Consider the following 25,061-nt stretch of genomic DNA (forward strand, 5'->3'; position numbering starts at 1 on the left):
TGCTCGCGAAGAACGTTAACGATAATGCAGCGCATCAGGTGATACGCAGCAGCTTCAGGATTTTCGCGAGCAAGCTCGCTCCTACAGATTGGCCATAACAACAAGGAGGACCCCGTGAGCGTAATCAGTAAATCGATTCTCCTCGTCGACGACGACCAGGAAATCCGCGAATTGCTGCAGACCTACCTCAGTCGCGCCGGTTTCCAGGTGCGTGGCGTGCCGGATGGCGCGGGGTTCCGCCAGGCGATGAACGAGGCGCCGTGCGACCTGGTCATCCTCGATGTGATGTTGCCGGACGAAGACGGCTTCAGCCTTTGTCGCTGGATCCGCCAGCACCCGCGCCAGGCGCAGGTGCCGATCATCATGCTCACCGCCAGCTCCGACGAGGCCGACCGCGTGATCGGCCTGGAGCTGGGCGCCGACGACTACATCGGCAAGCCGTTCAGCCCCCGCGAGTTGCAGGCGCGGATCAAGGCCCTGTTGCGTCGCTGCCAGTTTGGCCAGGAACGCAGCAGTGGTGGCGACGTGTTGGTGTTCGATGAATGGCGCCTGGACATGATCAGCCACCGCTTGTTCCATGTGGATGGCGAAGAAGTGATCCTCTCCGGTGCCGATTTCGCCCTGCTCAAATTGTTCCTCGATCATCCGCAACAGATCCTCGACCGCGACACCATCGGCAACGCCACCCGTGGCCGTGACCTGATGCCGTTGGACCGTATCGTCGATATGGCCGTCAGCCGTCTGCGCCAACGCCTGCGCGACACTGAAAAACCCCCGAGGCTGATCCGCACGGTGCGCGGCAGCGGTTATCAACTGGCAGCCAGCGTGGTTGCCGGCAATGCCCACTGAACATCTGACTGAGCGTCGCCGCCGCTTTCCGGTGCCACGTTCGTTGCTGGGGCGCATGCTGCTGCTGACGCTGCTGGCAGTGTTGTTTGCCCAGGCGCTGTCCAGCGTGATCTGGGTCTCGCAGCTGCGCGCCACCCAGCTCGAAGGCCTGGTCACCAGCGCCCGCAGCCTGGCGCATTCGATGACCGCCAGCGTGAGTTATTTCCGTTCGTTGCCGGTGGCCTATCGCCCATTGGTCCTCGATCAATTGCGCAGCATGGGCGGCACGCGTTTCGTCGTGACCCTCAATGATCGCCCCTTGGACATGGCCATCCTGCCGCAGACCCCGCGCAAACAAGCGGTGCTCGAAGCGGTCGATGAAGTGCTGAAACAAACCCTCGGCGCCGATGTGCATATCTCGGTGGAGTTCGTCAGCGCCGAAGACCTGCGCATCTTCAATGCCGGCTTGAAACTCGATGAATTGCCGCGTTCATGGGCCCACTACGCGTTGACCCTGGAACCGGTAAACCCGCCGGTGCTGGTCACTCAAATCCAGCTCGCGCCCGGCGAATGGCTGTACATCGCCTCGCTACTACCCGAGCCCTACACCAGTCTGGAAGAACAAGGCCTGCCGTCCCAGCAGGTGTGGTTTATCGTGCTGACCAGCGGTTTCCTGTTGCTGTTCATCGGTCTGCTGGTGCACTGGCAAAGTCGCCCTCTCAAGCGCTTGGCGCGGGCGGCGCGGGACATGTCCCTGGGCGCCGACGTAGAGCCGGTGGCCGAAGGTGGCGGCAGCGAAGTGGTGGAAGTGGGCCGTGCGTTCAATGCCATGCGCGAGCGCATCAGCCGTTACCTGACCGAGCGCAGCCAGTTGTTCAGCGCGATTTCCCACGACTTGCGCACACCGATCACCCGCCTGCGCCTGCGCGTGGAATTGCTGGAAGACGAGAACCTGCAAACCAAGTTCGGCAGCGACCTGGATGAGCTGGAATTGTTGGTGAAGGGCGCGCTGCAATGCGTGAAAGATACGGACATCCACGAAAACATCGAACCGGTCGACTTGAACCATGTGCTCGATTGCCTGGTGGAGCCGTACCTGGCGCCGAATGGCAATGGCCGCGTGACCCAGCATGGGCGGGCGTTGACGACGTATCCGGGCAAGCCGCTGGCGCTCAAGCGTTGCATCGGCAACCTGATCGACAACGCATTGAAGTACGGGCAGAACGCCCATCTGCGCATCGAAGACGATGGCGTGGAATTTATCCTGCATGTGGATGACGAAGGTCCCGGTGTGCCCGAGCAACGCCTGGAGCAAGTCTTCGAACCGCACTTCCGCTTGGCCGGGCAGCAACAGGGCTACGGGCTGGGGCTGGGGATTGCGCGCAACATTGCCCATAGCCATGGCGGGGAAGTGAGTTTGCAAAATTTGCGCGAGGGAGGGTTGCGAGTCACCCTGCAGCTACCCCGAACCCTGGATTAAACACGACTTCCTTGTAGGAGCCCGGCTTGCCGGCGATGGCGATCTAAAGGGCGCCATCGCCGGCAAGCCGGGCTCCTACAAGGGAGTCAGATGCTTTGGCGCAGTCTGGCCAGATCTCTCAGGGGCGGGGCGCCAAACAACCGGCTGTATTCCCGACTGAACTGCGACGGGCTTTCATACCCCACGCGATACCCGGCCGCCGACGCTTCCAACCCTTCGGCGATCATCAACCGCCGCGCTTCCTGCAAGCGCAGTTGCTTCTGATACTGCAACGGGCTCATGGCGGTGATCGCCTTGAAGCGGTGGTGCAAGGTCGAGACGCTCAGGTTCACTTCCTTGGCCAGGTCGTCGATGCGCAGCGGTTGCTCGTAGTTGCCGTTCAACCATTTGATCGCCTGGCTGACCCGATGGCTCTGACTGTTGGCCACGGCAATTTCATACAACCGATAACCCTGCGGGCCGCGCAGCAGGCGATAAAGTATTTCCCGGTTGATCAGCGGCGCGAGCATCGCGATGTCTTTGGGCGAGTCCAGCAGACGCGCCAGGCGCAGCACGGCGTCGAGCAGTTGGCCGTCGATGCGGTCGACATACATTCCACGGGAGGTCGGACGCGAGGGCACGCCCATCGGGCCTGCTTCTGCGATCAAGGCCGTCAGCTGCGCCGGGTCGATATTGATGCGCACCGACAGGTTCGGATCTTCCGGCGTAGCCTCGATGATCCGCCCGGCCACCGGCATCGCCACCGAGAACACCAGGTAGTTGAGTGGGTCGTAGGCAAAGATCTCGTCGGCCAGGCGCACTTCCTTGCTGCCGCTGGCCAGGATGCACAGGGCGGGCTCCACCAACACCGGCATGAAGTCGCGCGGCGTGTTGTGGCGGTTCAGGAACAAGGTGGTGATGGCGGTGCCGTAGGAGCCGTCCTCCCAGGTATGCCGGTGCACGATGCTGGCCAGTTCGGCGCGCTGTTTTTCCATCTCGGCATCGAGGGGGATGGCTTTATGTTCGGGCGACGACATGGAGCGTCCTCTACTGGCTACTTCGATGGGCTCAGCTTAGCGGCGGCTTTTCAAAAAGTGTTACGTCGATTCTGCACAATCCTTGCCTGATCCTGCGACGCATCGTGAATCAGGCAATCGCGGGGCCTGTCATCTCCCTGAAACAAGGCGTTGCCCCCTGGAATAAAACGGCGGCGCCAGACGTCCTCTCTACGCTTCTCGCAGGATTGTGCAATAAGCCGACAGGAATTGACTAACCGCGTTCGCATTCGCGCCGTTATCTTTGATCCTGTGGCAACACGCCCTCACAGTGCTTGCCGAGCATCACTTCTCAACGGGAGAGTCGAACATGTCCACCCCCATTCCCGCGAGCCATATGGCCTTTATCCGCGCCCGCACCGGGTGCAGCACCGAACTCGGTGCACGCTTGAGCAGTTTGATCGAACCGGGCCGTCAGGCTCAGGGTTGCCTGCAATTCTCGTTGCAGCATTCCCAGGTCGATCCCGATGTGTGGCTGGTCTCGGGTTTCTGGAGCAGCGAGCAGGCGATGAGCGCCTACTTCAACTCTCCGGCCCTGATGATCTTTACCGAGCTGTTGAACGACATGGTGGTCCGCAGCATGGACTTCCAGACCTTTACTGACGCATCCGCTGCACACGCCTACGGCGAGTACCTGCAACTGGCCGGTTGAGGGTTAGAATGGCCAACTTTTCCATTGGCCAGGACCTGCAACATGGCACGTAAACAATTTGCCCACCACGAAGCCGTTTCCGCCGTAGTACCGGGGGAGGGTGGCTACAGCGCCGCCGTCGCCGTCAAGGCACTGGATGGCATGGGCGCACCCCGGTTTCACAAGATCCTTGATGGACAAACGTTCAAAACCGCCTCCGACGCCGACGATGCGGCCACGCTGCAGCTTGAGCGGTTGGTCGATGTCGATGAAGAAGGCGTGCTGAACTGGGCTCCCGCCGTCCTGTAGGAGCGAGCTTGCTCGCGAAAAATCCAAGCGCACCGCGTATCGCCTGATAGCCCGCGTTATTGTTGACGCCCTTCGCGAGCAAGCTCGCTCCTACAGGGTTTATTTCGGTCGATGCATCTTGAACAGGGCCTCAGGGCCCAACTGGAAGTAATCCGCCGGGCCGCCACCGCGCAGTATCGGCTCGGCGGCGGCGGTGTCGTAAATACCGTCCTTGAGCAGCCACTTGGCAATGTGCACCGCGACCACCTCGCCCAGCACCAGCCAGCTAGGTACCAATGCCTTGTCGGCGCGCTGAAGCTGGATGATCTGCGTGACCTTGCACTCGAACGACACCGGGCTCTCGCCCACTCGTGGCACGCCCACGATCTTCGAAGCGACCGGCGTCAGGCCGGACAATTCGAACTCATTCACCTCGGGTGAAACCGGGGCGCAACTCTGGTTCATCTGCTCGGCCAGCGGGCGGGTCGCCAGGTTCCACACAAACTCGCCGGTCTGTTCGATGTTGTTCAGGCTGTCTTTACGCCCGACACTGGAAAACCCGATGATCGGCGGAATGTAGTTGAACGCGTTGAAGAAGCTGTAGGGCGCCAGGTTCAGGCGGCCTTGACTGTCGTGGGACGAAATCCAGCCAATGGGCCGAGGGCCGACGATGGCATTGAACGGGTCATGGGGCAGGCCGTGGCCGTTGGCGGGTTCGTAGAAATGGATATCGTCGGACATGCCGGGGTTCCTGGTGCGCAGTTCTGGGAGGCGGTCATAGTGCACTGCACAGTTGGTGGTTTTCAAAACAAAAAAGGGCTGTGTCATCTGCTGACACAGCCCCTTTTGCATTGCAGGTGAAACGTTAGTCCGTGGTAATGCGCGAGTGCTTGCGAGTGTCCTTCATGGTCACATAGACCACCAGAGACACCGCGATACACGCGGTCACATACCAGTAGTAACCGGTTTCCATGCCGATGCTCTTGAACCACAGCGCGATGTATTCAGCGGTGCCGCCGAAGATCGATACGGTCAGGGCGTACGGCAGGCCTACACCCAGGGCGCGGATTTCGGTAGGGAACAGCTCGGCCTTCACCACGGCGTTGATCGAGGTGTAGCCGCTGACGATGATCAGCGCCGCCATGATCAGGAAGAACGCGCCCCACCAGCTCTGGATGGTGTGCAGGGTGGTGAGGATCGGCACGGTGAACAGCGTGCCGAGGATGCCGAAGGCGATCAGGATCGGGCGACGTCCAACTTTATCCGACAACCCACCGACGATGGGTTGCAGGCACATGAACAAGAACAGCGTCGCCGCCGAGATGGTGGTGGAGTCGGAAATGCTCATGCCGACGGTGTTCACCAGGTATTTCTGCATGTAGGTGGTGTAGGTGTAGAAGGCCAAGGTGCCGCCCATGGTCAGGCCGACCACGGTCAGCAGTTCCTTGGGGTGGCGCATCAAGGTGCGCATCGCGCTTTCCTTGGCTTTTTCCTTCTTGGTGAACGACTCGGTTTCTTCCATGCCACGACGCAGGTACAGCGCGACGACTGCACACAGCGCGCCGATGGCGAACGGGATACGCCAGCCCCACGCATACAGTTGCTCGGTGGTCAGCAGTTGTTGCAGCACGATCAGCACGCCCAGCGCGATGAGCTGGCCGGAGATCAGGGTTACGTACTGGAAGCTGGAGTAGAACCCACGGCGTTCCTTGGTGGCCATCTCGCTGAGGTAGGTGGCGGAAGTGCCGTATTCGCCGCCGACCGACAACCCCTGCAGCAAACGGGCAAACACCAGCAGGATGGGCGCGCCGATCCCAATCATTTCATAGCCTGGGCTCAGGGCAATCAGCAGCGAGCCGAAGCACATCAGGTAGACCGAGGCCATCAGGGCTTTTTTACGCCCGACTTTGTCGGCATACAGGCCCATCAGCCAGCCACCGATCGGGCGCATCAGGAAGCCAACGGCGAAGATCGCGGCGGTGTTGAGCAGTTGGGCGGTGGTGTCGCCTTTCGGGAAGAAGGTCTTGGCGAAGTACAACGAGAAGGCGGCGTAGACGTACCAGTCGTACCACTCGACCATGTTGCCGACGGAACCACTGAAAATCGATTTGATGCGGCTGGAGGTAGTGCGCTCTTTCGTCGGCGCGGCCGCCGACCCCAGAGGCAGGGCGTTGGAGTTATCCATTGAAGGATCCTTCATCTAGTTGTTTTTATGGAGCGGCGCGTGCGCAGCCTGGCTTGAGCTATAGCAGGAGCTGTGCCAGGTGGATGAAGGCCCGGAATAGAGGGGTTAGAGGATTATTTTGAGCGGAAAGCCGCTTATGATTTTTAACGGATGAGCGGAAATCCGCTTATTAACGCGGGCGCGCACTGCCCTTTGTAGGAGCTGGCTTGCCAGCGATGGCATCCTCAAGTACGCCATCGCTGGCAAGCCAGCGCCTACAGGAAGGTGTCCCGCACCAACCCGTGGCGCTGCATCTTTTCGTTGAAGGTACGCCGTGGTAGTTGCAGTTCGGCCAGCACTGCCTTGATGTCGCCCTTGTGCCGGGTCAACGCGGCTTTCAGGCAGTGGGCTTCGAAGGCCTCCTGCTGCGCCGCCAGGGACTGCCCGGCCTCGATGCCTTCGGGTTCCGGTTCGCCAAGGCCCAATACCTGACGTTCGGCGACGTTGGCCAGTTCGCGCACATTGCCCGGCCAGTCGTGGCTGAGCAAGCGCCCCAGTTGCGCACCGCTCAGGGGCTCGACGCTGCGGCCCAGGCGCTCGGCGGCACTCTGTGCAAAGTGGTCGAACAGCAGCGGGATATCTTCGCGGCGCTCACGCAAGGGCAGCAGGCGCAATTGTGCGACGTTCAAGCGGTAGGCCAGGTCTTCACGAAAGCGCCCGGCGCGGGCCTCGTCCAACAGGTCCGGCTTGGTCGCGGCGATGATGCGCAGGTCCACATGGATACTTTGGTTGGAGCCCAATCGCTCAAGCTTCTGTTCCTGCAACACGCGCAGCAGTTTCACCTGCTGGGCCAGCGGCATGCTTTCGATTTCATCGAGGAACAGCGTGCCACCGTGGGCATATTCCAGTTTGCCGATGCGCTTGCCCTGGGCGCCAGTAAAGGCACCGCTTTCGTGGCCGAACAGTTCGGCTTCAAACAACTGCTCGGGGATGGCGGCGCAATTGAGCGCGACAAAGGGTTTCTTCGACCGTGGGCCAAAATCATGCAGGCAACGGGCGACCATTTCCTTGCCGCTGCCGGTCTCGCCACGGATCAGCACGTTGACCGGCAGGCTCGCCAGGTCCAGCACCTGGCGGCGCAAGGTCTGCAAACCCCGGGACACGCCGAGCAGGGTGGATTCCAACTGTGCGCGATGATCGGCCTGTTGATGCAGGCGACGGTTCTCCAGGATCAGCCCGCGTTTGTCCAGGGCACGGCGCAGGCTGTTGAGCAGGGCATCGGGGCTGAAGGGTTTTTCCAGGAAGTCGTAGGCACCGTCGCGCATCGCTTCCACCGCCATCGGCACATCGCCGTGGCCGGTGAGCAGGATGACCGGTAAATCGGCATCGCGGCGCTGTACTTCGGCCAGCAGTTCGAGACCGCTGAGTCCGGGCATGCGCACATCGCTGAGGATCACGCCGGGGAAATCCTTGGGCAATTGCGCCAGGCATTCCTCGGCGCGGCTGAACAACTGCACCTCAAACCCCGAGAGGCTCAGCCACTGCTCGACAGCCGTGCGGATGCTGGCTTCGTCATCGACCACAATCACCGCGTTCAACATAGGTCGGGCGTCTCCAGCGCGATAGGCAGGGTCAGGGTAAATACCGCGCCGTCGCCACGATTGCTCGCGATCAGGCGCCCGCCCAGTTCGTGCACGATAGCGTAGGACACCGCCAGCCCCAAGCCGAGGCCATCACCCACAGGCTTGGTGGTGAAGAACGGGTCGAACACGCTGTTCAGGTGTTCCTCGGCAATCCCGCCGCCGCTGTCGCTGACGGTGAGCCGCCACAACTGTTGGTCGGCATGCAGGCGGATTTCCAGGCGTTTGCGCGGTTTGTCGGCCATGGCGTCTAGGGCGTTACGCAGCAGGTTGATCAGAACCTGTTCCAGGCGGATTGCATCGCCGCGCACCCAGGCGGGGCGGGTCAGGTCGAGCACCACGCCGATGGATTCATCGCGCAGGCGCGCATCGAGCAGGTGCAGGGACTGGTCGACCACGGTGGCCAGGTCCAGGCGTTCGCGCAAGCCGCTGGGGCTTTTGCGTGCGAAGGTCTTGAGGTGGCCGGTGAGGGCCGCCATGCGCGTGAGCATGTCGTCCAGTGGCGTGAGCGCCTGGTAGGCGTCGTCGACACGACCGTGATCCAGCAGCAGGCGCAATGTGGCCAACTGCATGCGTTGGGCGGTGAGTGGCTGATTGATTTCGTGGGCGAGGGCGGCGGACATCTGTCCCAGCGCCGCCAGTTTGGCCGATTGCACCAAGCCATCTTGGGCCGTGCGCAGCGCCTGGGTGCGTTCTTCCACCAGTTGCTCAAGCTCTTCGCGACTGCGCTGGCGCAAGCGGGCCAGACGCCAGCGCTGGGTCAGGAACAGCACCAGGAACACCAGCGCCAGCCAGGAGCCGGCGGCAGCCAGGCCAGCGTTACGTTGATCTTCAAACGCGAACTGCGGTTTGCGCAGCAGGTGCAGGGTCCAGCCTTCGGCCTTCAGCGGCAGGGATTCCCAGATGTAGTTGGAACTGCCATCCGGGCCGTTGACGCGCATCAGGTGGCTGTTTTCGTCGAAGCGTTGCAGGGTGCTGGTTTCCAGCGCTTGCAGGTGTTTTTTGTCGTATTGGCGGGTGGCCTTGAGTTCGGCAAGGTCGCTGGCCGTCAACGGTCGCAGGTTGCGATAACGCCAGCCGGGTTGGTTGGCGATGAACACGATGCCGCGTGCATCACTGACCAGCAGCAGGTCATTGCCTTGGGCCCACTCACGTTCAAGTTCGGGGAACTCAAGCTTGACCACCATCGCGCCGAGGAACTGTTCGTGTTCATCGACCACCGCGCTGGAAAGGAAGTAACCGGGTATGCCGGTGGTCACGCCCACCGCGTAAAAGCGCCCAGTGCCCTGGCTCAAGGTCTGGCTGAAATAGGGGCGAAACGCGTAGTTGTGACCTACATAACTGCTGGGCAGGTTCCAGTTGCTGGCGGCCACGGCCAAGCCCGTGCGGTCCATCAATTCCAGGGTGGAGGACTGCGCCGCGCCGTTGATGCGCTCCAGCTTGCGGTTGAGTAGGTCCTGGGTCGCGGTATCCAGCGGGCCCTTCAAGGCATTGATCATCTCCGAGTCCAACGCCAGCACGGCGGGCAGGGCGCGGTAGCGTTCGATCAGGGTGTGCAGGGAGTTGGCGTACAGCGCAAGCTGCTGATTGGCACGGGCGGCGTCGTCCACCAGGGCCTGGCGTTCGGCATGGCGCGTGGCCAAGGCGGCGGCCAGCAGCGCGCCGGCGATGATCAGCAGGGAATAGAAGGTCAGGCGTAGAGGGCGAGGGATCACGATCATACGGTGATGGGCAGGCACGGTAAGGGAGTGCACCATACCATGCGCCATAAAAAAGGCGACTGGGCCATGGCCACAGTCGCCTTTATGTTTGCAGAGGAAGCGCTTACTGCACTTCTACCGCCAGGCTTTCACTGATCTTTTTCTGCCAGATGGCAGGACCGGTGATGTGCACGGATTCGCCTTTGCTGTCGACAGCAACGGTGACCGGCATGTCTTTCACGTCGAACTCGTAGATCGCTTCCATACCCAGCTCGGCGAACGCGACAACGCGGGACTTCTTGATGGCTTGCGCCACCAGGTAAGCAGCGCCGCCCACGGCCATCAGGTACACAGCCTTGTGGTCCTTGATCGCTTCGATCGCAGTCGGGCCGCGCTCGGATTTGCCGATCATGCCCAGCAGGCCGGTTTGCTCGAGGATCTGACGGGTGAATTTGTCCATCCGCGTTGCGGTGGTCGGGCCAGCCGGGCCAACCACTTCTTCGCGCACTGGATCAACCGGGCCGACGTAGTAGATGAAGCGACCCTTGAGGTCCACCGGCAGGGTTTCGCCCTTGTTCAGCATCTCGACCATGCGCTTGTGCGCAGCGTCGCGACCGGTGAGCATCTTGCCGTTGAGCAACACGGTCTCGCCCGGCTGCCAGCTCTGCACTTCTTCCGGGGTCAGGGTGTCGAGGTTGACGCGACGGGCCGATGGGCCGGCTTCCCAGACGATTTCCGGGTAGGCGTCCAGCGGTGGCGCTTCCAGCGACGCCGGGCCCGAACCGTCGAGCACGAAGTGCGCGTGACGGGTGGCGGCGCAGTTGGGGATCATGCACACCGGCAAGGAGGCGGCGTGGGTCGGGTAGTCCATGATCTTCACGTCGAGCACGGTGGTCAGGCCACCCAGGCCCTGGGCGCCGATGCCCAGTTGGTTGACCTTCTCGAACAGCTCCAGGCGCATCTCTTCGATACGGTTCTGCGGGCCGCGCTTTTTCAGCTCGTGGATGTCGATGGATTCCATCAGCACTTCCTTGGCCATTACCGCGGCTTTCTCGGCGGTGCCGCCAATGCCGATGCCGAGCATGCCCGGTGGGCACCAGCCGGCGCCCATGGTCGGAACGGTTTTGAGCACCCAGTCGACGATCGAGTCGGACGGGTTGAGCATGGCCATTTTCGACTTGTTCTCGGAACCGCCGCCCTTGGCTGCCACGTCCACTTCCACGGTGCTACCCGGGACGATGGAGTAGTGGATCACGGCCGGGGTGTTGTCCTTGGTGTTTTTACGTGCGCCCGCCGGGTCGGCGAGGATGGATGCGCGCAGGACGTTTTCCGGCAGGTTGTAGGCGCGACGCACGCCTTCGTTGATCATGTCGTCCAGGCCCATGGTGGCGCCATCCCAACGCACGTCCATGCCCACGCGCACGAACACGGTAACGATACCGGTGTCCTGGCAGATCGGGCGATGGCCGGTGGCGCACATGCGCGAGTTGATCAGGATCTGGGCGATGGAGTCACGGGCCGCTGGCGATTCTTCGCGCAGGTAGGCTTCGTGCATGGCCTGGATGAAATCCACGGGGTGGTAGTAGGAAATGAATTGCAGGGCGTCGGCAACGCTCTGAATCAGGTCGTCTTGCTTGATCACGGTCATGAGTCGCGCTCCTCTATAAGGGAACATTCAATAAAGGTGGGCTCAGTGTTGCATCGGTCGGCTGAGCTCACCTTTCCAAGGCACGCCAAAATGGTGCAGGCGCGACGCTAAAAAGGCGCGGCAGTATAACCCGGCTCGGTGGCCGATACACCCGACTATGGTCATGAATGCCTGGCTCGATTGGGTTGTAGGAGCGAGCTTGCTCGTGAAAAACTTGAATTTGATGGGTTTCGTCAGGCACCCCGCGTTATCGTTAGCGATCTTCGCGAGCAAGCTCGCTCCTACAGGTGAAAGTTATATGCCTGAACTGTATGTCGGCGAACGCCATTGGTCGGTAACGACCGGCAGCAACCTGCTGGATGCCTTGAACCAGGCAGGTGTGGCCGTGCCTTACAGTTGCCGCGCCGGCAGTTGCCATGCGTGCCTGGTGCGATGCCAAGGGGAGGTCGAGGACAAGCAACCCGAGGCCTTGAGCCCGGCGCAACGTCAGGAGGGCTGGCGCTTGGCGTGCCAGTGCCAGGTGAGCGGCGACCTGCGCGTCGAAACCTTTGATCCTACGCGTGATGGGTTGCCGGCCCAGGTGGTGGGTATCGATTGGTTGAGCCCGAGTGTGCTGCGCCTGCGCCTGCAACCCGAGCGTGGCCTGCGCTACCGGGCCGGGCAGCATCTGGTGTTGTGGGCGGGACAAGTGGCGCGGCCCTATTCCCTGGCGAGCTTGCCCCAGGATGACCCGTTCCTGGAGTTTCACCTCGATTGCCGTCTGCCTGGCGAATTCAGTGATCTTGCCCGCCAGTTGCAGCCGGGCGACCGTTTGCGCCTGGGCGAACTGCGCGGCGGCGCGCTGCAATACGATCCTGACTGGCAAAGCCGACCGCTGTGGCTGCTCGCGTCCGGCACCGGCCTTGGCCCTCTTTGGGGCGTGTTGCGTGAGGCCTTGCGCCAGGATCATCAGGGCGACATCCGCGTGATTCACCTGGCTCATGATGCTGAGGGGCATTACCTGGCCGAACCCCTGGCGCAGCTGGCTGCCCAGCATTCCAACGTAACGGTGGAGCTGTGGACGGCGGCGCAGGCGACCCAGGCATTGGCGCAACTGCGGCTTGTTTCGCGGCAAACTCTGGCTTTACTCTGCGGGCACCCGGCCAGTGTCGAGGCGTTTTCCAAGCGTCTGTTCCTGGCAGGGCTGCCGCGTAATCAACTGCTGGCTGATGTGTTCCTGCCCCGTGGTTGAGCGCTGAACTCTACAGCCGCGAGATTCGCCATGACCGATGCCATCCTGCAACACCGCGAACGCGGGTTGCTGACCTTGCAGCTCAATCGCCCCGACAAGAAAAACGCCCTGACCCGCGCCATGTACACGCAACTGGCCGAGGCACTGGAGCAGGCTGATGCGGATGAGAACATCCGCTGCGTACTGATCCAGGGCAGCAGTGACTGTTTTACTGCTGGTAACGACATTGGCGATTTTCTCGAACAACCGCCCAGCGATCTCGACAGCCCACCCTTTTATTTCATGAAAAGCCTGCTCAACTGCCGCAAACCGGTGATTGCCGCCGTGGCGGGCGTTGCGGTCGGGATCGGGACAACCCTGTTGCTGCATTGCGATCTCGTATACACCAGCCGGGATGCGCGGTTGCGCATGCCATTCGTCAACCTGGGGCTGTGCCCGGAGTTTGGGTCGAGCCTGATCCTGCCGAGGTTGTTGGGGCACGCGAAGGCTGCGGAATTATTGTTGCTGGGCGAGGGCTTTACCGGCGAGCAGGCGGCAGCCTGGGGGATTGCCACCGAGGCGCTGGGTAGCGGCGAGGCGGCGTTGGCCAAGGCGCGGGAAATGGCCGAGCGCTTCGAAACCCTGGCACCGGGGGCGGTGCAGGTGACCAAGCAACTCATGAAGAGTGTGGATCGTGAGCAATTGCGTCAGGTAATTGAGGAAGAGGGTGCGCTGTTTGTCCAGCGGTTGAAGTCGCCGGAAGCGATTGCGGCGTTGTCGGGGTTTATCAACCGGTCCTGAGAAAGCAAAAAGCCCCGCCATTCACAGGGCGGGGCTTTTGTTTTTCAGCGTGTCACTCAGACCTGCGGGTCGCCCACGTGCAGGATCTTCATGCCATTGGTGCCACCGGTGGTGTGGTAGCTGTCGCCCTTGGTCAGGATGACCCAGTCGCCTTTCTCTACGACGCCGCGCTTGACCAGCTCGTCGATCGCCTTCTGGCTGACTTCGTTCGGTGCCAACGAAGCCGGATCGAACGGAACGGTGTACACACCACGGAACAGCGCGGTGCGCGCCTGGGCTTCACGGTGCGGAGTGAACGCGTAGATCGGCACCGAGGAACGGATGCGCGACATGATCAATGGCGTGTAGCCACTTTCGGTCAGCGCGATGATCGCCTTCACGCCCGGGAAGTGGTTCGCGGTGTACATGGCAGCCAAGGCGATGCTCTGGTCGCAGCTTTCGAACTCTTTGCCGATACGGTGGCTGGAGGTCTTGCTGGTCGGGTGCTTTTCAGCGCCGAGGCAGATACGTGCCATGGCTTGCACGGCTTCCAGCGGGTACGGGCCGGCGGCACTTTCAGCCGAGAGCATTACAGCGTCGGTGTAGTCGAGCACGGCGTTGGCCACGTCGGACACTTCGGCGCGGGTCGGCATCGGGTTCTGGATCATCGACTCCATCATCTGGGTCGCCACGATCACTGCCTTGTTGTGGCGGCGAGCGTGCAGGATGATCTTCTTCTGGATACCGATCAGTTCGGCATCACCGATTTCCACACCCAGGTCGCCACGGGCAACCATCACCGCGTCGGAAGCCTTGATCAGGCCGTCGAGGGTTTCGTCATCGGCCACGGCTTCGGCGCGTTCGATCTTCGCCACCAGCCAGGCGGTGCCGCCGGCCTCGTCGCGCAGTTTACGGGCGTATTCCATGTCGGCGGCGTCGCGCGGGAAGGACACGGCGAGGTAGTCCACTTCCATTTCGGCGGCGAGCTTGATGTCGGCCTTGTCTTTTTCCGTCAGGGCCGGTGCGGTCAAGCCGCCCCCACGACGGTTGATGCCTTTGTGGTCGGACAGCGGACCACCGATCAGCACGACGCAGTGCAGTTCGGTCGGGGTCGCGGTTTCGACGCGCATCACCACACGGCCATCGTCCAGCAACAGCTCGTCACCGACGCCGCAGTCCTTGACCAGGTCCGGGTAGTCGATACCCACGACTTGCTGGTTGCCTTCGGTCAGCGGGTGGCTGGTGGAGAAGGTGAATTGATCACCGATCTTCAGCTCGATCCGTTTGTTGGCGAATTTGGCGATACGGATTTTCGGGCCTTGCAGGTCACCCAGCAGTGCGACGAAGCGACCGTGCTTGGCGGCCAGGTCACGCACCAGCTTGGCGCGAGCCTTGTGCTCGTCCGGGGTGCCGTGGGAGAAGTTCAGACGGGCAACGTCCAAACCAGCCAGAATCAGCTGTTCGAGGACTTCCGGCGAGTTGCTGGCCGGGCCAAGGGTGGCGACGATTTTGGTACGACGGACGGACATGCACAGACTCCTGAGTTCAAGCGCTGAGGAAGGCTACTATGCTCTTTCGTTGTAGTCATTGTTCGTTTGCACTACTTATCGATGATTGACTTGTTTTCGCTGCGGCTGAATACGAACATCCTTGAAGATTTTCGACGAGGGGTCGATACACTGCACAAGACAGGAGAACCCTCATGCGAATTTTGCTCATTGCTGCCCTGGCCGTCAGTGTTGTCGGCTGCACCCGCTGGTCGATGGATCACCATCTGAACAACGCCTACCGCGCCTACAAGGTCGGTGACTGCGAGCGCGTTACCCTGGAATTGTCCCAGGTCGACCGTGAAAGTCGCAGCCGACGTTATGTGCAACCGGAAGTCTCGATGTTGCGCGGCCAGTGCCTGGAACGGCAGAAGCTGTTCGTCGACGCGGTGCAAACCTACCAATTCATTATCAATCAATACCCATCGAGCGAGTACGCCTACCGCGCCCGCGCGCGGCTCGACACCCTGCAACAACTGGGGCATTACCCTGGTGCAAGCGTCGCGCAACCGCGACCCGCTTCTTTGTGATGATATTCGTCATTCAATAACTGGCCCGTTGCCAGTCTTGGGCTATTCTTTGAATGTTCATTTGTATAAGTTTCTATGCACATGGATGTGGGGCCCGGACTGGGTGGCTGTCTAGCGGCAGGCAATTGCTTGTTGTCGCACCGAGATCCAGGGAGAGCGGGCGATATTGCCCGTTCCGAATCACTGGCGCGGCCGCAGTCATGGCCACTGGATGGCGATATCACCATGTTTACCGACCGACGGATCGAGCGGCATCAACTACCTTATTTCCTGCAAGTGTTTAATCGTCTTACCGACAAGCCTATCGGCTTCTTGGGCAATGTCTCGGAAGACGGACTGATGTTGATCAGTCAACTGCCCATGATGATCGACGTGGACTTTGAGCTGCGTTTGAAGATTCCGGCGGCTGACGGCACCTTCCATCCCATTGATCTCACGGCGAGCTGCCTATGGAGTCATGAGGATATCAATCCGCAACATTATGATTCCGGATTCAGGGTGCTCCAGGCACCTGAGGAATATGGGCAGTTGATCAACGTCTTGTTGCATTACTTCAGCTTTGATCCTTTGCAGGCTTCGGCTTAGGTAATGCGCGTTAGCGGGCCTTTTTCAGAGCACCCCGGCTTTCTTCCACCCCAGGTAGCGCGTGACCAACGCCGGTCCCAGTTCAGACGGCAAGCTGTCCAATAGGGACAGGCCTTGGGCGCTGAGTCGGTCATGCAGTTCGTTGCGGGTGTTCAGGTAGTCGATGGTGCCGCTGTAGGCCAAGGCTTCGGGCAAGGTTTGTACGGGGGCTTGGCGCAGTTGATCGAGGGCCTCCTCGCGCAAGCTGACCACCAGCACCCTGTGTTGACGGCTGATACGCTTGACGGCAGCCAGCAGTGTTTCATCATCCTCATCCCGCAGGTTGGTTATCACGATCACCAATGCGCGCCGTTTCTGCCGAGCCAGCAGTTGGCTTGCCGCAGCCTGATAGTCGGCATTCCGTCGCGTGGTATCAAGGTCGTATACCGCGTTGAGCAGCAGGTTCAACTGGCTACTGCCTTTGACCGGCGCCAGGTAGCGTGGCTGGTCACCGGCAAAGGTGCAAAGCCCTACCGCATCACCCTGGCGCAACGCTACGTAGCTGAGCAGCAGGCAGGCGTTCAAGGCGTGGTCAAAGTGGGACAGTTCGTCATCCTGGCTGCGCATGCGGCGGCCACAATCGAGCATGAACACGATCTGTTGGTCACGCTCATCCTGATATTCCCGAGCGATGGGTGTGCGTTGCCGGGCGGTGGCCTTCCAGTCGATCTGCCGCAGGCTGTCCCCTTCGCGAAACTCGCGCAACTGGTGAAATTCCAGTCCCAAGCCGCGCCGCTGGCGTTGGCGTACACCCAGTTGGCTCAGCCAGTTGTCCACGCCCTGCAGTTGGGCGCCGTACAGACGGGCGAAGTCCGGGTAGACGCGGGTGGTATCGCTCACGTCGATCAGTCGTCGTGCAGACCACAGGCCCATGGGGCTGGGCAGGTGAATTTCACAGCGGCTGAAACTGAAATGACCACGCCGCAGCGGACGAAGGCGATAACCCAACTCACTGCGTTCACCGGGGCGCAGGTCTATGGATTGGAGCATGTGCTCTACGGACAGCCCGTCAGGGACATGATCGAACACCTGCACGCTCAGCGGCTGTGGGAAGTCATGTTCAAGAACCAGGCGTATTTCCCCCCAGCGGCCCAGTGCCAGGCTTCCGGGCATTTGCCGTTGAACGCGGGGGGATGGTCGTCTACGCAGACGCATCGCATCCAGCAGGGCGAGTAGTAACAGTGCGAGCAGCAACCCCCACGCGATTGAGTGCAAGGTCTTGGGCGCGTTGAACTGCAACGCCGTCGCAGTACCCAGCAGGATGCTCAAGCCCAGTAATACGCCAAGCCAGTTCAACAGTAGACGGGTCGGTTTCATGGGCACGTCATTGCCGGGGTGCCGGGATCTGATCGAGCAGTTGCTTGAGCACCTGATCGACTTCCAGACCATCGATATCCAGCTCTGGCGCGATACGTACCCGATGGCGCAGTACTGCCAGGGCGCAACCCTTGATATCGTCGGGGGTGACGAACTCACCCCCGCGCAACAAGGCACGGGCACGCGCGCCGCGTACCAAGTCGATGGACGCCCGCGGGCCAGCGCCGATGGCCAGCCCGGGCCAGCTACGGGTGGCGCGCGCCAGCCGTACGGCATAGTCGAGTACGAGTTCGTCGAGTGCCAGTTCACTGGCTATCTGTTGAAGCTGCAGCACGTCTTCGGCCTGCAGCACCGTGCGCAAGGGATGTACATCCAGCATGTCGGCCCGAGACGAACGCGTGACTTCACGCACCATGTCCACTTCCTGCTGCGCATCGGGGTAATCCATGCGCACCTTGAGCATGAAGCGGTCCAGCTCCGCTTCCGGCAGGGGATAAGTGCCTTCCTGTTCGATAGGGTTCTGGGTCGCCAGCACCATGAAGGGTTGGCCGATGGGCAGCGCCTCGCCTTCGAGGGTGACTTGCCGCTCCTGCATGGCTTCGAGCAAAGCGGCCTGGGTCTTGGCCGGGGCTCGGTTGATTTCGTCGGCCAGCAACAAATGGGTAAATACCGGCCCCTTGCGCAGCTTGAATTGTTCGGTGTGCCGATCGTATACGGCGTGGCCGGTGACATCGCTGGGCATCAGGTCCGGGGTGAACTGGATGCGCGCGAAGTCGCCTTCAAAACAACGTGCCAGTGCCCGTACCAGCAAGGTTTTGCCCAGCCCTGGCACACCTTCGAGTAGCACATGCCCACCGGCGATCAGCGCGGTCAGGACATCGTCGATCACTGTGTCCTGGCCAATCACCGCTTTGCGCAATTCAGTGCGCAGGGCTTGGGCTTGCCCGCTGGCACGTTGCAAGGTTTCACGGGGCAAGGCAGTGGTGCTTGGAAATTCACTCATAGCGCATTCCTGAGGGTTTGCAGGCGTGCCACCTGCCGGCTGAAGTCGGCGCTGGAAAGCCGTTTTGCCGAGCGTGGGCCAAGGGCCTGGCTGATGACGTGAGGGGGTTGGCGCGTCAGGTGTTCAAGCACCCGCCACTGTTCTGTATTGTCGAGGTGCTCAAAACCGGGGTGGCGGTGCCGGGCCGCGCGCAGGATATCGCGCTGCAAGGCGTGTAGCAGGGTGCCCTGGCCACTGCGGCGCAGCAGGAAATCGGCGCTGGCCTTCAGGTGCTCCTGCAGTTGGCGGCGAGCAGTGGAGGCTGGCGCTCGGGTTGGGCCTTGACGCATGCCGGCCCGCCACAATGCCAGGGCGATCAGCGAAGTGAGTGCGACCAGGGTCTGGGGGAAGTACCGCATCAGCAAGGTGAGCAGGTCGTCGACGTCACTGTTGAACAACAAGGTCACGGCTGTGCCCTGGTTTAGATACCACAGCAGCCAGGCATTGTCGTGCTTGCCTATGTTCGTGGTTTTCCACAGGTCGCTGTCGGTGATCACCGTGACGCGGCCTTTCCCGAGGTCGAGTTGCATCAGGTGGCTCGATCTTGCGCTGTTGGCAGAAAACTGGGCCAGGTGCTTGGGGTCGGTGAGGTTGAAGTCTGTATCGAAACTGAAGTACGCCGGTGGGTTTTCATTGTCGACGTAGAGTTTGGTGAGGTCGGGAGCCTTCTTTCCAAGAAGCTTTTTGCCGGGAGGCGCAGGCTCCTCAGGCTCGTCGCTCAATACCTGGTGGATATGCAAGCGATCGAGCAGCAGATCGCCACTCCTGCCGGTCTCTTCATCCCACAAAGCCTCGGCCACCAGCAGCAGATGGCCGCCGGATTTGGCCCAAGCCAGCAGTTGCTCTACCTGGCGCGGTGACATGTTGCTGCGCTCGCCGAGCAGCAACAGGCTGTTGCCCTTGCCCGGCAGGGTCATCAGCCGCTCCAGGCTATTGGCGTGATCTACCGTGAGGCCTTGTTGGCGTAGAAAATGTTCGGCCGCCAAGTAGGGGTTGGCCAGGGCTTCTGGAGACGGACCACGATCCACCACCTCGTCGTAGGGGATTGCCTTGCTCCATGCATAGTAACCACCCGCGCCAAGCAGGCACGCCAGCAGTAGTCCCACCCACACTAATGGCCGGTTCATGGAGGGCTACCTGAGCTGAACAGGGTGCGCCATTCACTGCACAGCTGTTGCTGCGCTGAGGTGGGAGGCAGGTAATGACCGTAAGCAAGGTTCTGCCAGTGCCGGGTCAATTCATCGCTGAAAGCCAGGAGCTGTGGTTGTTGTAACAGGTGAACCCGCTCCAGGACCTGACCTTCGGTATCCGCGCTTTTCAGCGGCACATTGAAGTCATGCAACAGTCGGTTGAGCAGGCCTCGATAGAGTAAGCCAAGGGCTTCCCTTGGTTGGGTGGCCCACAGGTGTTCGGCGGCGCTGGCAACGTCGTCAGGCAACGTTTCGGTGCCCAATTCAAGGCCGAACAATTGCGTGGGTGCAGGTTCGACATCTCGGGGCCTGCGTGGCCCGCGTCGGCTGACAAAGGTGCGCAACCACTCACGATAACGCCACACCAGCATGAACTGGGCGCCGATCAGGAGTCCCCACAACAGCACCTCCAAGCCTTGTGCGATGTGCTTGAAGGTCTTGCTGTTGAGGTTGTCCAGCAATGCCTTGAGCCAGTCCGGAAGTTTGCCGTCGCGCTGAGTCTTGTTTTTAACAGGCGGATTGTCTTCGCCAAAGCGATAGCGCGTGACGGTTTCAGGGTTCTTGAAGGGGGGCTTGTCCAGTAGCGACTGGACTGATTGGCGCGCTCTCTGGGTGTCCAGTGGTTTCGACGGACCGGATGCTTCTGCCATGACCGGTGCACTGAATGGCAGCAGCGTCAGTCCGATCATCAGCAATAGCAACGGCGCCACGTTGCTCAGACGCTGACGAAGACGGCGAAAGACCAACTCCAGGTCCCAGGCCTCCAATACGGTGCGGCGATTCAGGTAGAGGCTGAAACCGCAGGCCACATAGATAGGTTCCCAAAACACGAGGATCAAGGCGTAGAAAGCGTTGCTCAAGTGTTCCAGCCAAAGCCCTTCCGAGCTCGTCGCCGTTGCCAGGCGTTGCCAGTCCCAGTCCATTTCGACGTTTTGCGGAATGAATAGATAGAACAGTGCCATACAGCCAAACCACAAACCAATCTCCAGGTGCACACCCACAGTGGTTAGCCAGCGCGCGGCCCCGGCATTACGTTGCTGCAGCACACCCATGCGTTTTTGGCGAGCGGGGCCATCCAGGCCTTCAAGTTGGCTCACCGGCATCACAAAGCTGCGGCTCATGCTGAGTCGCCGCCAGGTCAGGCTGGCCAACAGTTGGCCTTTGAGCAGTCGCGGCCACTGGCGAACGGCCTGCTTGATGCTGGGCGTTTCGCCAAACAACGCCTTGGACAGGATATATAGCGGCAAGCGATCAAAGGCTGGCTTGAGCCACCAGAACAGGAACATCGCGGTGGACGGGTACTTCCACAGCAGTGCCGTGAGCACGGCGAACACCGGCAAAGTCACCAACGCCCAACTGCCCATCAAGAGCAGGCGGTGCTCACGGGCCATCAACACGCCAAGATCCATCGCCTCCCAGGCAGTACGCGGGCGGATGACCACGCTGGCATCACTCAGGCGCATGGCGAATCCTTCCGGCAAGGCTCAGGTAAGCGGCTACCAGAAGCCATAGGGCCGCGCCAACCAGGTACTTGACCCAGGGGGCTATCAGGGTGGTGGATGACCAGTACGCTTCGATGAAGGCTGCGATCAACAGGAAGAGCATGACTCCGCATAACATTTGCACACTCTTGCGTGCCGCCAGCCGCAATGATTCGCCACGGACCAGTTGCCCTGGAGCGATAAGTGCCCAGCCCAGCTGCAAGCCGGAGGCACCGGCAAGGGCGATGGCCGTCAGTTCGAACGCACCATGCCCGATGACGAATGACCAGAAGGTCTGGCCGTAACCGATCTCGGTCAGATGGCCGGAGACCGCACCGATGATCAGGCCGTTGAATATCAGAAAGAACACGCTGCCCAGGCCGAACAGCAAACCGGCGGCGAACGTCTGGAACGCGATACCGATGTTGTGCATCACGTAGTAGCCGAACATCATCCAGTCTTCGCTCGATGCACGCTCGGCGGTGCGGCCCAGGCGGCTGGCATCGGGGTCATACATGCCTTGCATCTCGGCAACCTGCTGGGGACTGACGATGCTGTAGATCAGGTCGGGAAACAGGTAGACCAGCAGCGCGATACCCACGAGGCTGCCAAAGAACAACAGGCTGGCGATCAGTACAAAACGCCACTGTTCCCGCACTAACCGTGGGAAATCGGCGAGCACGAACCCCAGCACATTTGCCGTCAATTGACTGTGGTGACGGTAGAGCTGTTGATGACCTCGCAAGGCCAGTTGTTGCAATGGATCTACCAAGTAGCTGCTGTAGCCGCGTTCCTGGGCCAATGCCAGGTGCTGGCAAAGGCGTCGGTACTGATGGGGGAAATCGGCCATGTCACTGGCTTTAACCTTGCCTTGCTCCAACTGTTGCAGGTATTGGGCAAAGGCCTGCCATTGAGGCTGGTGACGGCTTTCGAAAAGACTCTGCTTCATGTCGGACCCAACAGGCCACGGGCCACGCCGTTGAGTTGTTCCACGGCGCGGGCCGGGGATACCTGCAAGGGGGTGGCGAGAATCGAAGCCAACTCGTAAACGCGCTCCGTGGAAAGCTCACCCTGGCGTTCTGCAAAGCCAAGGATGGCCCGTTGTTCACTCAGACCCAGAGCGAAGGGCAAGCGTAGGGCGGCAGCTTGAGGAATCTGTGGGCGCAGAAGCGGTTGTTCCCGGTAGATCACCAGTGTGCCGGCGGCCAGGTCGCCCAGGCGTTTGAAGTGAGGATGCTGCAGGCAGCTGATCGCGCCAAGAAAGTAACCGAATGGCAGCATGTCGACAAACCGCAGCAAATTGCGGATCAGTGACGCGGCCCAGCCGATCGGTGTGCCGTCATCGTGTACCACCCGTAACCCCATGACCTGTTTGCCAGGTGAGCATCCCTGGTTGAGTACTTCGAACAGCACCATGTACCACCAACTGATCAGGAACAGCAGCAGCGAACCCAGGCCGATTCCAACGTTGCCAAGTAAGGCCAATGGCACCAGCAGAACGCCCATGACCACTGCGCGCAACCCCAGGTCGAAGGCAAAGGCCAGCACGCGCGGCACGAGACCGGCGGGGCGCAACGGCAGGTCGATGCCTTCCGGGGTCTCGATCTGGTAGCGGGTGTCCAATGGGGCTGGCGGCATCGCGATCCTTGGCAGTGCAGAGAGTGGCTGGGAGATACGGATGCTAGCAGTGTCGGCGATGGAAGCAACCACTCAAGGTTTTGCTGGATGTTTGTACAGTTGAATTGATGCTGGCCGTAGATGCGGTCAAGCGCCTAGACTTTGTCGATCTTCAGTACAGGAATAGCCCGTGACCTCCATTTTCTGGTACGACTATGAAACCACCGGCATCAATCCGCGCAGTGATCGCCCGCTTCAAGTAGCCGGCATTCGGACGGACCACGAACTCAATGAGATCGGCGAACCGGTCAATCTTTATTGCCAGCCCAGCGACGATATCCTGCCCCATCCCATCGCCTGCGCAATTACCGGCATCACTCCCGCAATCCTCGCGGAAAAAGGCCTGGCCGAGGCCGATTTCATGACTCGGGTGCATGCTGAGCTGGCCGCGCCGGGTACGTGTGGCGCTGGGTACAACACCTTGCGATTTGACGATGAGATGACGCGCTACAGCCTGTACCGCAATTTCTTCGATCCTTACGCGCGTGAGTGGCAGGGTGGCAACAGTCGCTGGGATCTGATCGACGTAATTCGCACCGCTTACGCGCTGCGCCCGGAAGGCCTTGAATGGCCGCAACAGGATGGGCGTGTCACGCTCAAGCTGGAGCGCCTGACCGAAGCCAACGGTATCGACCATGGTCAGGCTCACGATGCATTGTCCGACGTACGTGCCACGATTGCGTTAGCGCGAAGGGTGCGTGAGAAACAGCCCAAGCTGTACGAATGGCTGTTTCAGCTACGTAGCAAGCAGCGCGTGATGGACCAGGTGCGTTTGCTGCAACCCATGGTGCATATCTCCGGGCGTTTTTCCGCCGAGCGTCACTACCTGGGGGTTGTGCTACCGCTGGCATGGCACCCGCGCAATCGCAACGCACTGATCGTTTGCGATCTCGGTCTCGACCCTCAAGGTTTGCTGGACCTGGATGCCGATACCTTGCGCCAGCGCCTCTACACCCGGCGTGACGATCTTGCCGAGGGCGAGTTGCCGGTGCCGCTCAAGTTGGTGCACATCAACCGCTGCCCTGTGGTTGCGCCCTTGAATGTGCTTCGGGCAGAAGATCGTGAGCGTCTGCACTTGGACATGAATCTTTATCAGGCGCGCGCCCTGCGGCTAACTGACGCACAGGAGTGTTGGCGCGATAAGTTGGCGGCTATTTATGCCGAGGAAGATTTCGCGCCGAGTTCAGACCCGGAGCAACAGCTATACGATGGTTTTATCGGAGATCGTGATCGACGTTTATGTGAACAAGTCCGGATGGCCGAGCCCGCACAATTAGCTCGCCAGCAATGGCCTTTTGATGATCATCGGCTGCCTGAATTATTGTTTCGCTACCGAGCGCGTAACTTCCCCGATACCTTGAACAGTGAGGAGCAACAACGCTGGCAGCTTTTCTGTCAGCAACGTTTGACGGACCCGGAGTGGGGCGCGCCGAATACCCTTGCGGCATTTAAACAGGCTAAACAAGAATTTGCCGATAGTGCGACGCCCTTTCAGGCCGAGGTGCTTGAGCAATGGCAGGAATATGCCGACTCATTGGCCGGCAAGGTGAACCTGTAATCGGTCTTCACACAATACACAGGCAATAAAAAACGCCAGCAAGCTGGCGTTTTTAATGTGTCGCGTATCAGGCGTAAGCCTGGCGAAGCTTAGCCCAGTAGGGTTGCCCAGCCTTCAACCACGTCACCGCCCCACTTGGCTTTCCACTCTTTCAAGGTTTTGTGGTTGCCACCTTTGGTTTCAATCACTTCGCCGTTGTGCGGGTTTTTGTACTGTTTGACTTTGCGAGCACGTTTGGTGCCGGTAGTTTTCACGGCGCCACGCGGTGCTTTAACTTTCGACTCTGGATCCAGCAGCGCGATGATGTCACGCAGGGATTTGGAGTACTCACCCATCAGGGCGCGCAGTTTGCCTTCGAATTCCAGCTCGGTTTGCAGTTTGTCGTCTTGGGACAGGTTCTTCAAACGGGCTTGCAGCTCTTTGATAGCTTCTTCGGTGGCACGGTATTCGTTGATCAGAGACATGTGGACTACCTTATGTAGAGCGCTGATTGACAGGGACAGTGGCCCAATAATAGTCAGGCAGTTTGCCCAAGTAAACATTTAAGCGCGCATTTATGTGAATTACTTTGAATGTTTGTAGCATTGCTATGCATTCGAGTTAATTACTAGGGCGTAGGCCTTAAGATAATTCCCCTGAAATACGTGAAACAGCCATAGGGTGACGTACTAAATTCATATAAAGGTGGTAAA

23 protein-coding genes are annotated in these 25,061 nt (G+C 60.4%); 9 read left to right on the forward strand and 14 right to left on the reverse strand.

The genetic code is table 11. The annotated features are described in order from the left end of the window. The first annotated feature begins 114 nt into the window (after positions 1 to 114). Positions 115 to 849, forward strand: coding sequence for a response regulator (locus HX868_RS25295; RefSeq protein WP_015885655.1), 735 nt, complete (start codon positions 115 to 117; stop codon positions 847 to 849). A 31-nt stretch (positions 850 to 880) separates the two neighbouring features. Continuing rightward, the gene (locus tag HX868_RS25300; protein WP_425504244.1) at positions 881 to 2,308 is read left to right on the forward strand and encodes an ATP-binding protein; all 1,428 of its coding nucleotides are present in this window, start codon (positions 881 to 883) and stop codon (positions 2,306 to 2,308) included. A gap of 86 nt (positions 2,309 to 2,394) precedes the next feature. Here the strand turns inward: HX868_RS25300 and HX868_RS25305 are convergent, their stop codons facing one another. Then, entirely contained in the window at positions 2,395 to 3,324 is a 930-nt protein-coding gene (locus tag HX868_RS25305) for an AraC family transcriptional regulator (RefSeq protein WP_016975491.1), read from the reverse strand. A 328-nt stretch (positions 3,325 to 3,652) separates the two neighbouring features. On the opposite strand from HX868_RS25305, the gene HX868_RS25310 reads away from it, so the two are divergent. After that, positions 3,653 to 3,994, forward strand: coding sequence for an antibiotic biosynthesis monooxygenase family protein (locus tag HX868_RS25310; RefSeq protein WP_016975490.1), 342 nt, complete (start codon positions 3,653 to 3,655; stop codon positions 3,992 to 3,994). 42 nt (positions 3,995 to 4,036) lie between these two features. After that, the gene (locus tag HX868_RS25315; RefSeq protein WP_177004744.1) at positions 4,037 to 4,282 is read left to right on the forward strand and encodes a hypothetical protein; all 246 of its coding nucleotides are present in this window, start codon (positions 4,037 to 4,039) and stop codon (positions 4,280 to 4,282) included. Positions 4,283 to 4,381: 99 nt separating this feature from the next. Here HX868_RS25315 and HX868_RS25320 read toward each other — a convergent pair whose 3' ends face one another. The 5 genes from HX868_RS25320 to HX868_RS25340 form a co-directional block, all read right to left on the reverse strand. Beyond that, complete coding sequence (locus HX868_RS25320) at positions 4,382 to 5,002, reverse strand: flavin reductase family protein (protein ID WP_177004745.1); 621 nt, start codon at positions 5,000 to 5,002, stop codon at positions 4,382 to 4,384. 124 nt (positions 5,003 to 5,126) lie between these two features. Further along, complete coding sequence (locus HX868_RS25325; RefSeq protein WP_177004746.1) at positions 5,127 to 6,446, reverse strand: MFS transporter; 1,320 nt, start codon at positions 6,444 to 6,446, stop codon at positions 5,127 to 5,129. Between the two features lie 254 nt (positions 6,447 to 6,700). After that, entirely contained in the window at positions 6,701 to 8,026 is a 1,326-nt protein-coding gene (locus HX868_RS25330; protein WP_177004747.1) for a sigma-54-dependent transcriptional regulator, read from the reverse strand. Continuing rightward, on the reverse strand, positions 8,020 to 9,786 hold the full coding sequence (locus HX868_RS25335) for an ATP-binding protein (RefSeq protein WP_177004857.1): 1,767 nt from the start codon (positions 9,784 to 9,786) through the stop codon (positions 8,020 to 8,022). Before HX868_RS25335 ends, HX868_RS25330 begins: the two co-directional genes overlap by 7 nt. A 103-nt stretch (positions 9,787 to 9,889) precedes the next feature. Then, entirely contained in the window at positions 9,890 to 11,413 is a 1,524-nt protein-coding gene (locus HX868_RS25340; RefSeq protein ID WP_177004748.1) for a fumarate hydratase, read from the reverse strand. A 298-nt stretch (positions 11,414 to 11,711) separates the two neighbouring features. Here HX868_RS25340 and HX868_RS25345 point away from each other — a divergent pair, with 298 nt between their 5' ends. Next, positions 11,712 to 12,644, forward strand: coding sequence for an iron-sulfur-binding ferredoxin reductase (locus tag HX868_RS25345; protein WP_177004749.1), 933 nt, complete (start codon positions 11,712 to 11,714; stop codon positions 12,642 to 12,644). A gap of 30 nt (positions 12,645 to 12,674) precedes the next feature. Further along, the gene (locus HX868_RS25350; protein ID WP_177004750.1) at positions 12,675 to 13,424 is read left to right on the forward strand and encodes an enoyl-CoA hydratase-related protein; all 750 of its coding nucleotides are present in this window, start codon (positions 12,675 to 12,677) and stop codon (positions 13,422 to 13,424) included. 56 nt (positions 13,425 to 13,480) lie between these two features. Here the strand turns inward: HX868_RS25350 and pyk are convergent, their stop codons facing one another. Next, positions 13,481 to 14,932, reverse strand: a complete 1,452-nt coding sequence (pyk, locus tag HX868_RS25355) for a pyruvate kinase (RefSeq protein WP_010208055.1) — start codon at positions 14,930 to 14,932, stop codon at positions 13,481 to 13,483. Between the two features lie 173 nt (positions 14,933 to 15,105). Here pyk and HX868_RS25360 point away from each other — a divergent pair, with 173 nt between their 5' ends. Together HX868_RS25360 and HX868_RS25365 are read left to right on the forward strand one after the other, a co-directional pair. Further along, positions 15,106 to 15,480: a tol-pal system YbgF family protein gene (locus HX868_RS25360; RefSeq protein WP_016975478.1), complete on the forward strand. Its 375-nt coding sequence runs from the start codon at positions 15,106 to 15,108 to the stop codon at positions 15,478 to 15,480. 225 nt (positions 15,481 to 15,705) lie between these two features. After that, positions 15,706 to 16,065 (forward strand): PilZ domain-containing protein, encoded by a 360-nt coding sequence (locus tag HX868_RS25365; RefSeq protein ID WP_095017455.1) that lies wholly within the window; start codon positions 15,706 to 15,708, stop codon positions 16,063 to 16,065. A gap of 24 nt (positions 16,066 to 16,089) precedes the next feature. Here HX868_RS25365 and HX868_RS25370 read toward each other — a convergent pair whose 3' ends face one another. From HX868_RS25370 to HX868_RS25395, 6 genes are read right to left on the reverse strand one after another with little or no spacing between them, the layout of a single operon-like run. Beyond that, the gene (locus tag HX868_RS25370; RefSeq protein WP_177004751.1) at positions 16,090 to 17,421 is read right to left on the reverse strand and encodes a DUF58 domain-containing protein; all 1,332 of its coding nucleotides are present in this window, start codon (positions 17,419 to 17,421) and stop codon (positions 16,090 to 16,092) included. Positions 17,422 to 17,428: 7 nt separating this feature from the next. Beyond that, positions 17,429 to 18,424 (reverse strand): AAA family ATPase, encoded by a 996-nt coding sequence (locus HX868_RS25375; RefSeq protein ID WP_177004752.1) that lies wholly within the window; start codon positions 18,422 to 18,424, stop codon positions 17,429 to 17,431. Continuing rightward, complete coding sequence (locus HX868_RS25380) at positions 18,421 to 19,590, reverse strand: DUF4350 domain-containing protein (protein ID WP_177004753.1); 1,170 nt, start codon at positions 19,588 to 19,590, stop codon at positions 18,421 to 18,423. The genes HX868_RS25375 and HX868_RS25380 overlap by 4 nt, the downstream gene beginning before the upstream one ends. Beyond that, entirely contained in the window at positions 19,587 to 21,116 is a 1,530-nt protein-coding gene (locus HX868_RS25385; protein ID WP_177004754.1) for a DUF4129 domain-containing protein, read from the reverse strand. The genes HX868_RS25380 and HX868_RS25385 overlap by 4 nt, the downstream gene beginning before the upstream one ends. Then, positions 21,103 to 22,083 (reverse strand): stage II sporulation protein M, encoded by a 981-nt coding sequence (locus tag HX868_RS25390; RefSeq protein WP_177004755.1) that lies wholly within the window; start codon positions 22,081 to 22,083, stop codon positions 21,103 to 21,105. Before HX868_RS25390 ends, HX868_RS25385 begins: the two co-directional genes overlap by 14 nt. Further along, positions 22,080 to 22,772 (reverse strand): RDD family protein, encoded by a 693-nt coding sequence (locus HX868_RS25395; protein ID WP_177004756.1) that lies wholly within the window; start codon positions 22,770 to 22,772, stop codon positions 22,080 to 22,082. The genes HX868_RS25390 and HX868_RS25395 overlap by 4 nt, the downstream gene beginning before the upstream one ends. A 169-nt stretch (positions 22,773 to 22,941) precedes the next feature. Between HX868_RS25395 and sbcB the strand changes: the two genes are divergently transcribed. Beyond that, on the forward strand, positions 22,942 to 24,369 hold the full coding sequence (sbcB, locus tag HX868_RS25400) for an exodeoxyribonuclease I (RefSeq protein ID WP_177004757.1): 1,428 nt from the start codon (positions 22,942 to 22,944) through the stop codon (positions 24,367 to 24,369). Between the two features lie 89 nt (positions 24,370 to 24,458). On the opposite strand, the gene mvaT is transcribed toward sbcB, so the two are convergent. Then, positions 24,459 to 24,833, reverse strand: a complete 375-nt coding sequence (gene mvaT, locus HX868_RS25405) for a histone-like nucleoid-structuring protein MvaT (RefSeq protein ID WP_016970296.1) — start codon at positions 24,831 to 24,833, stop codon at positions 24,459 to 24,461. Positions 24,834 to 25,061 lie beyond the last annotated feature (228 nt).

This window comes from Pseudomonas reactans, assembly GCF_013385825.1.
In the GTDB taxonomy this organism is placed as follows: Bacteria; Pseudomonadota; Gammaproteobacteria; order Pseudomonadales; family Pseudomonadaceae; genus Aquipseudomonas; species Aquipseudomonas reactans.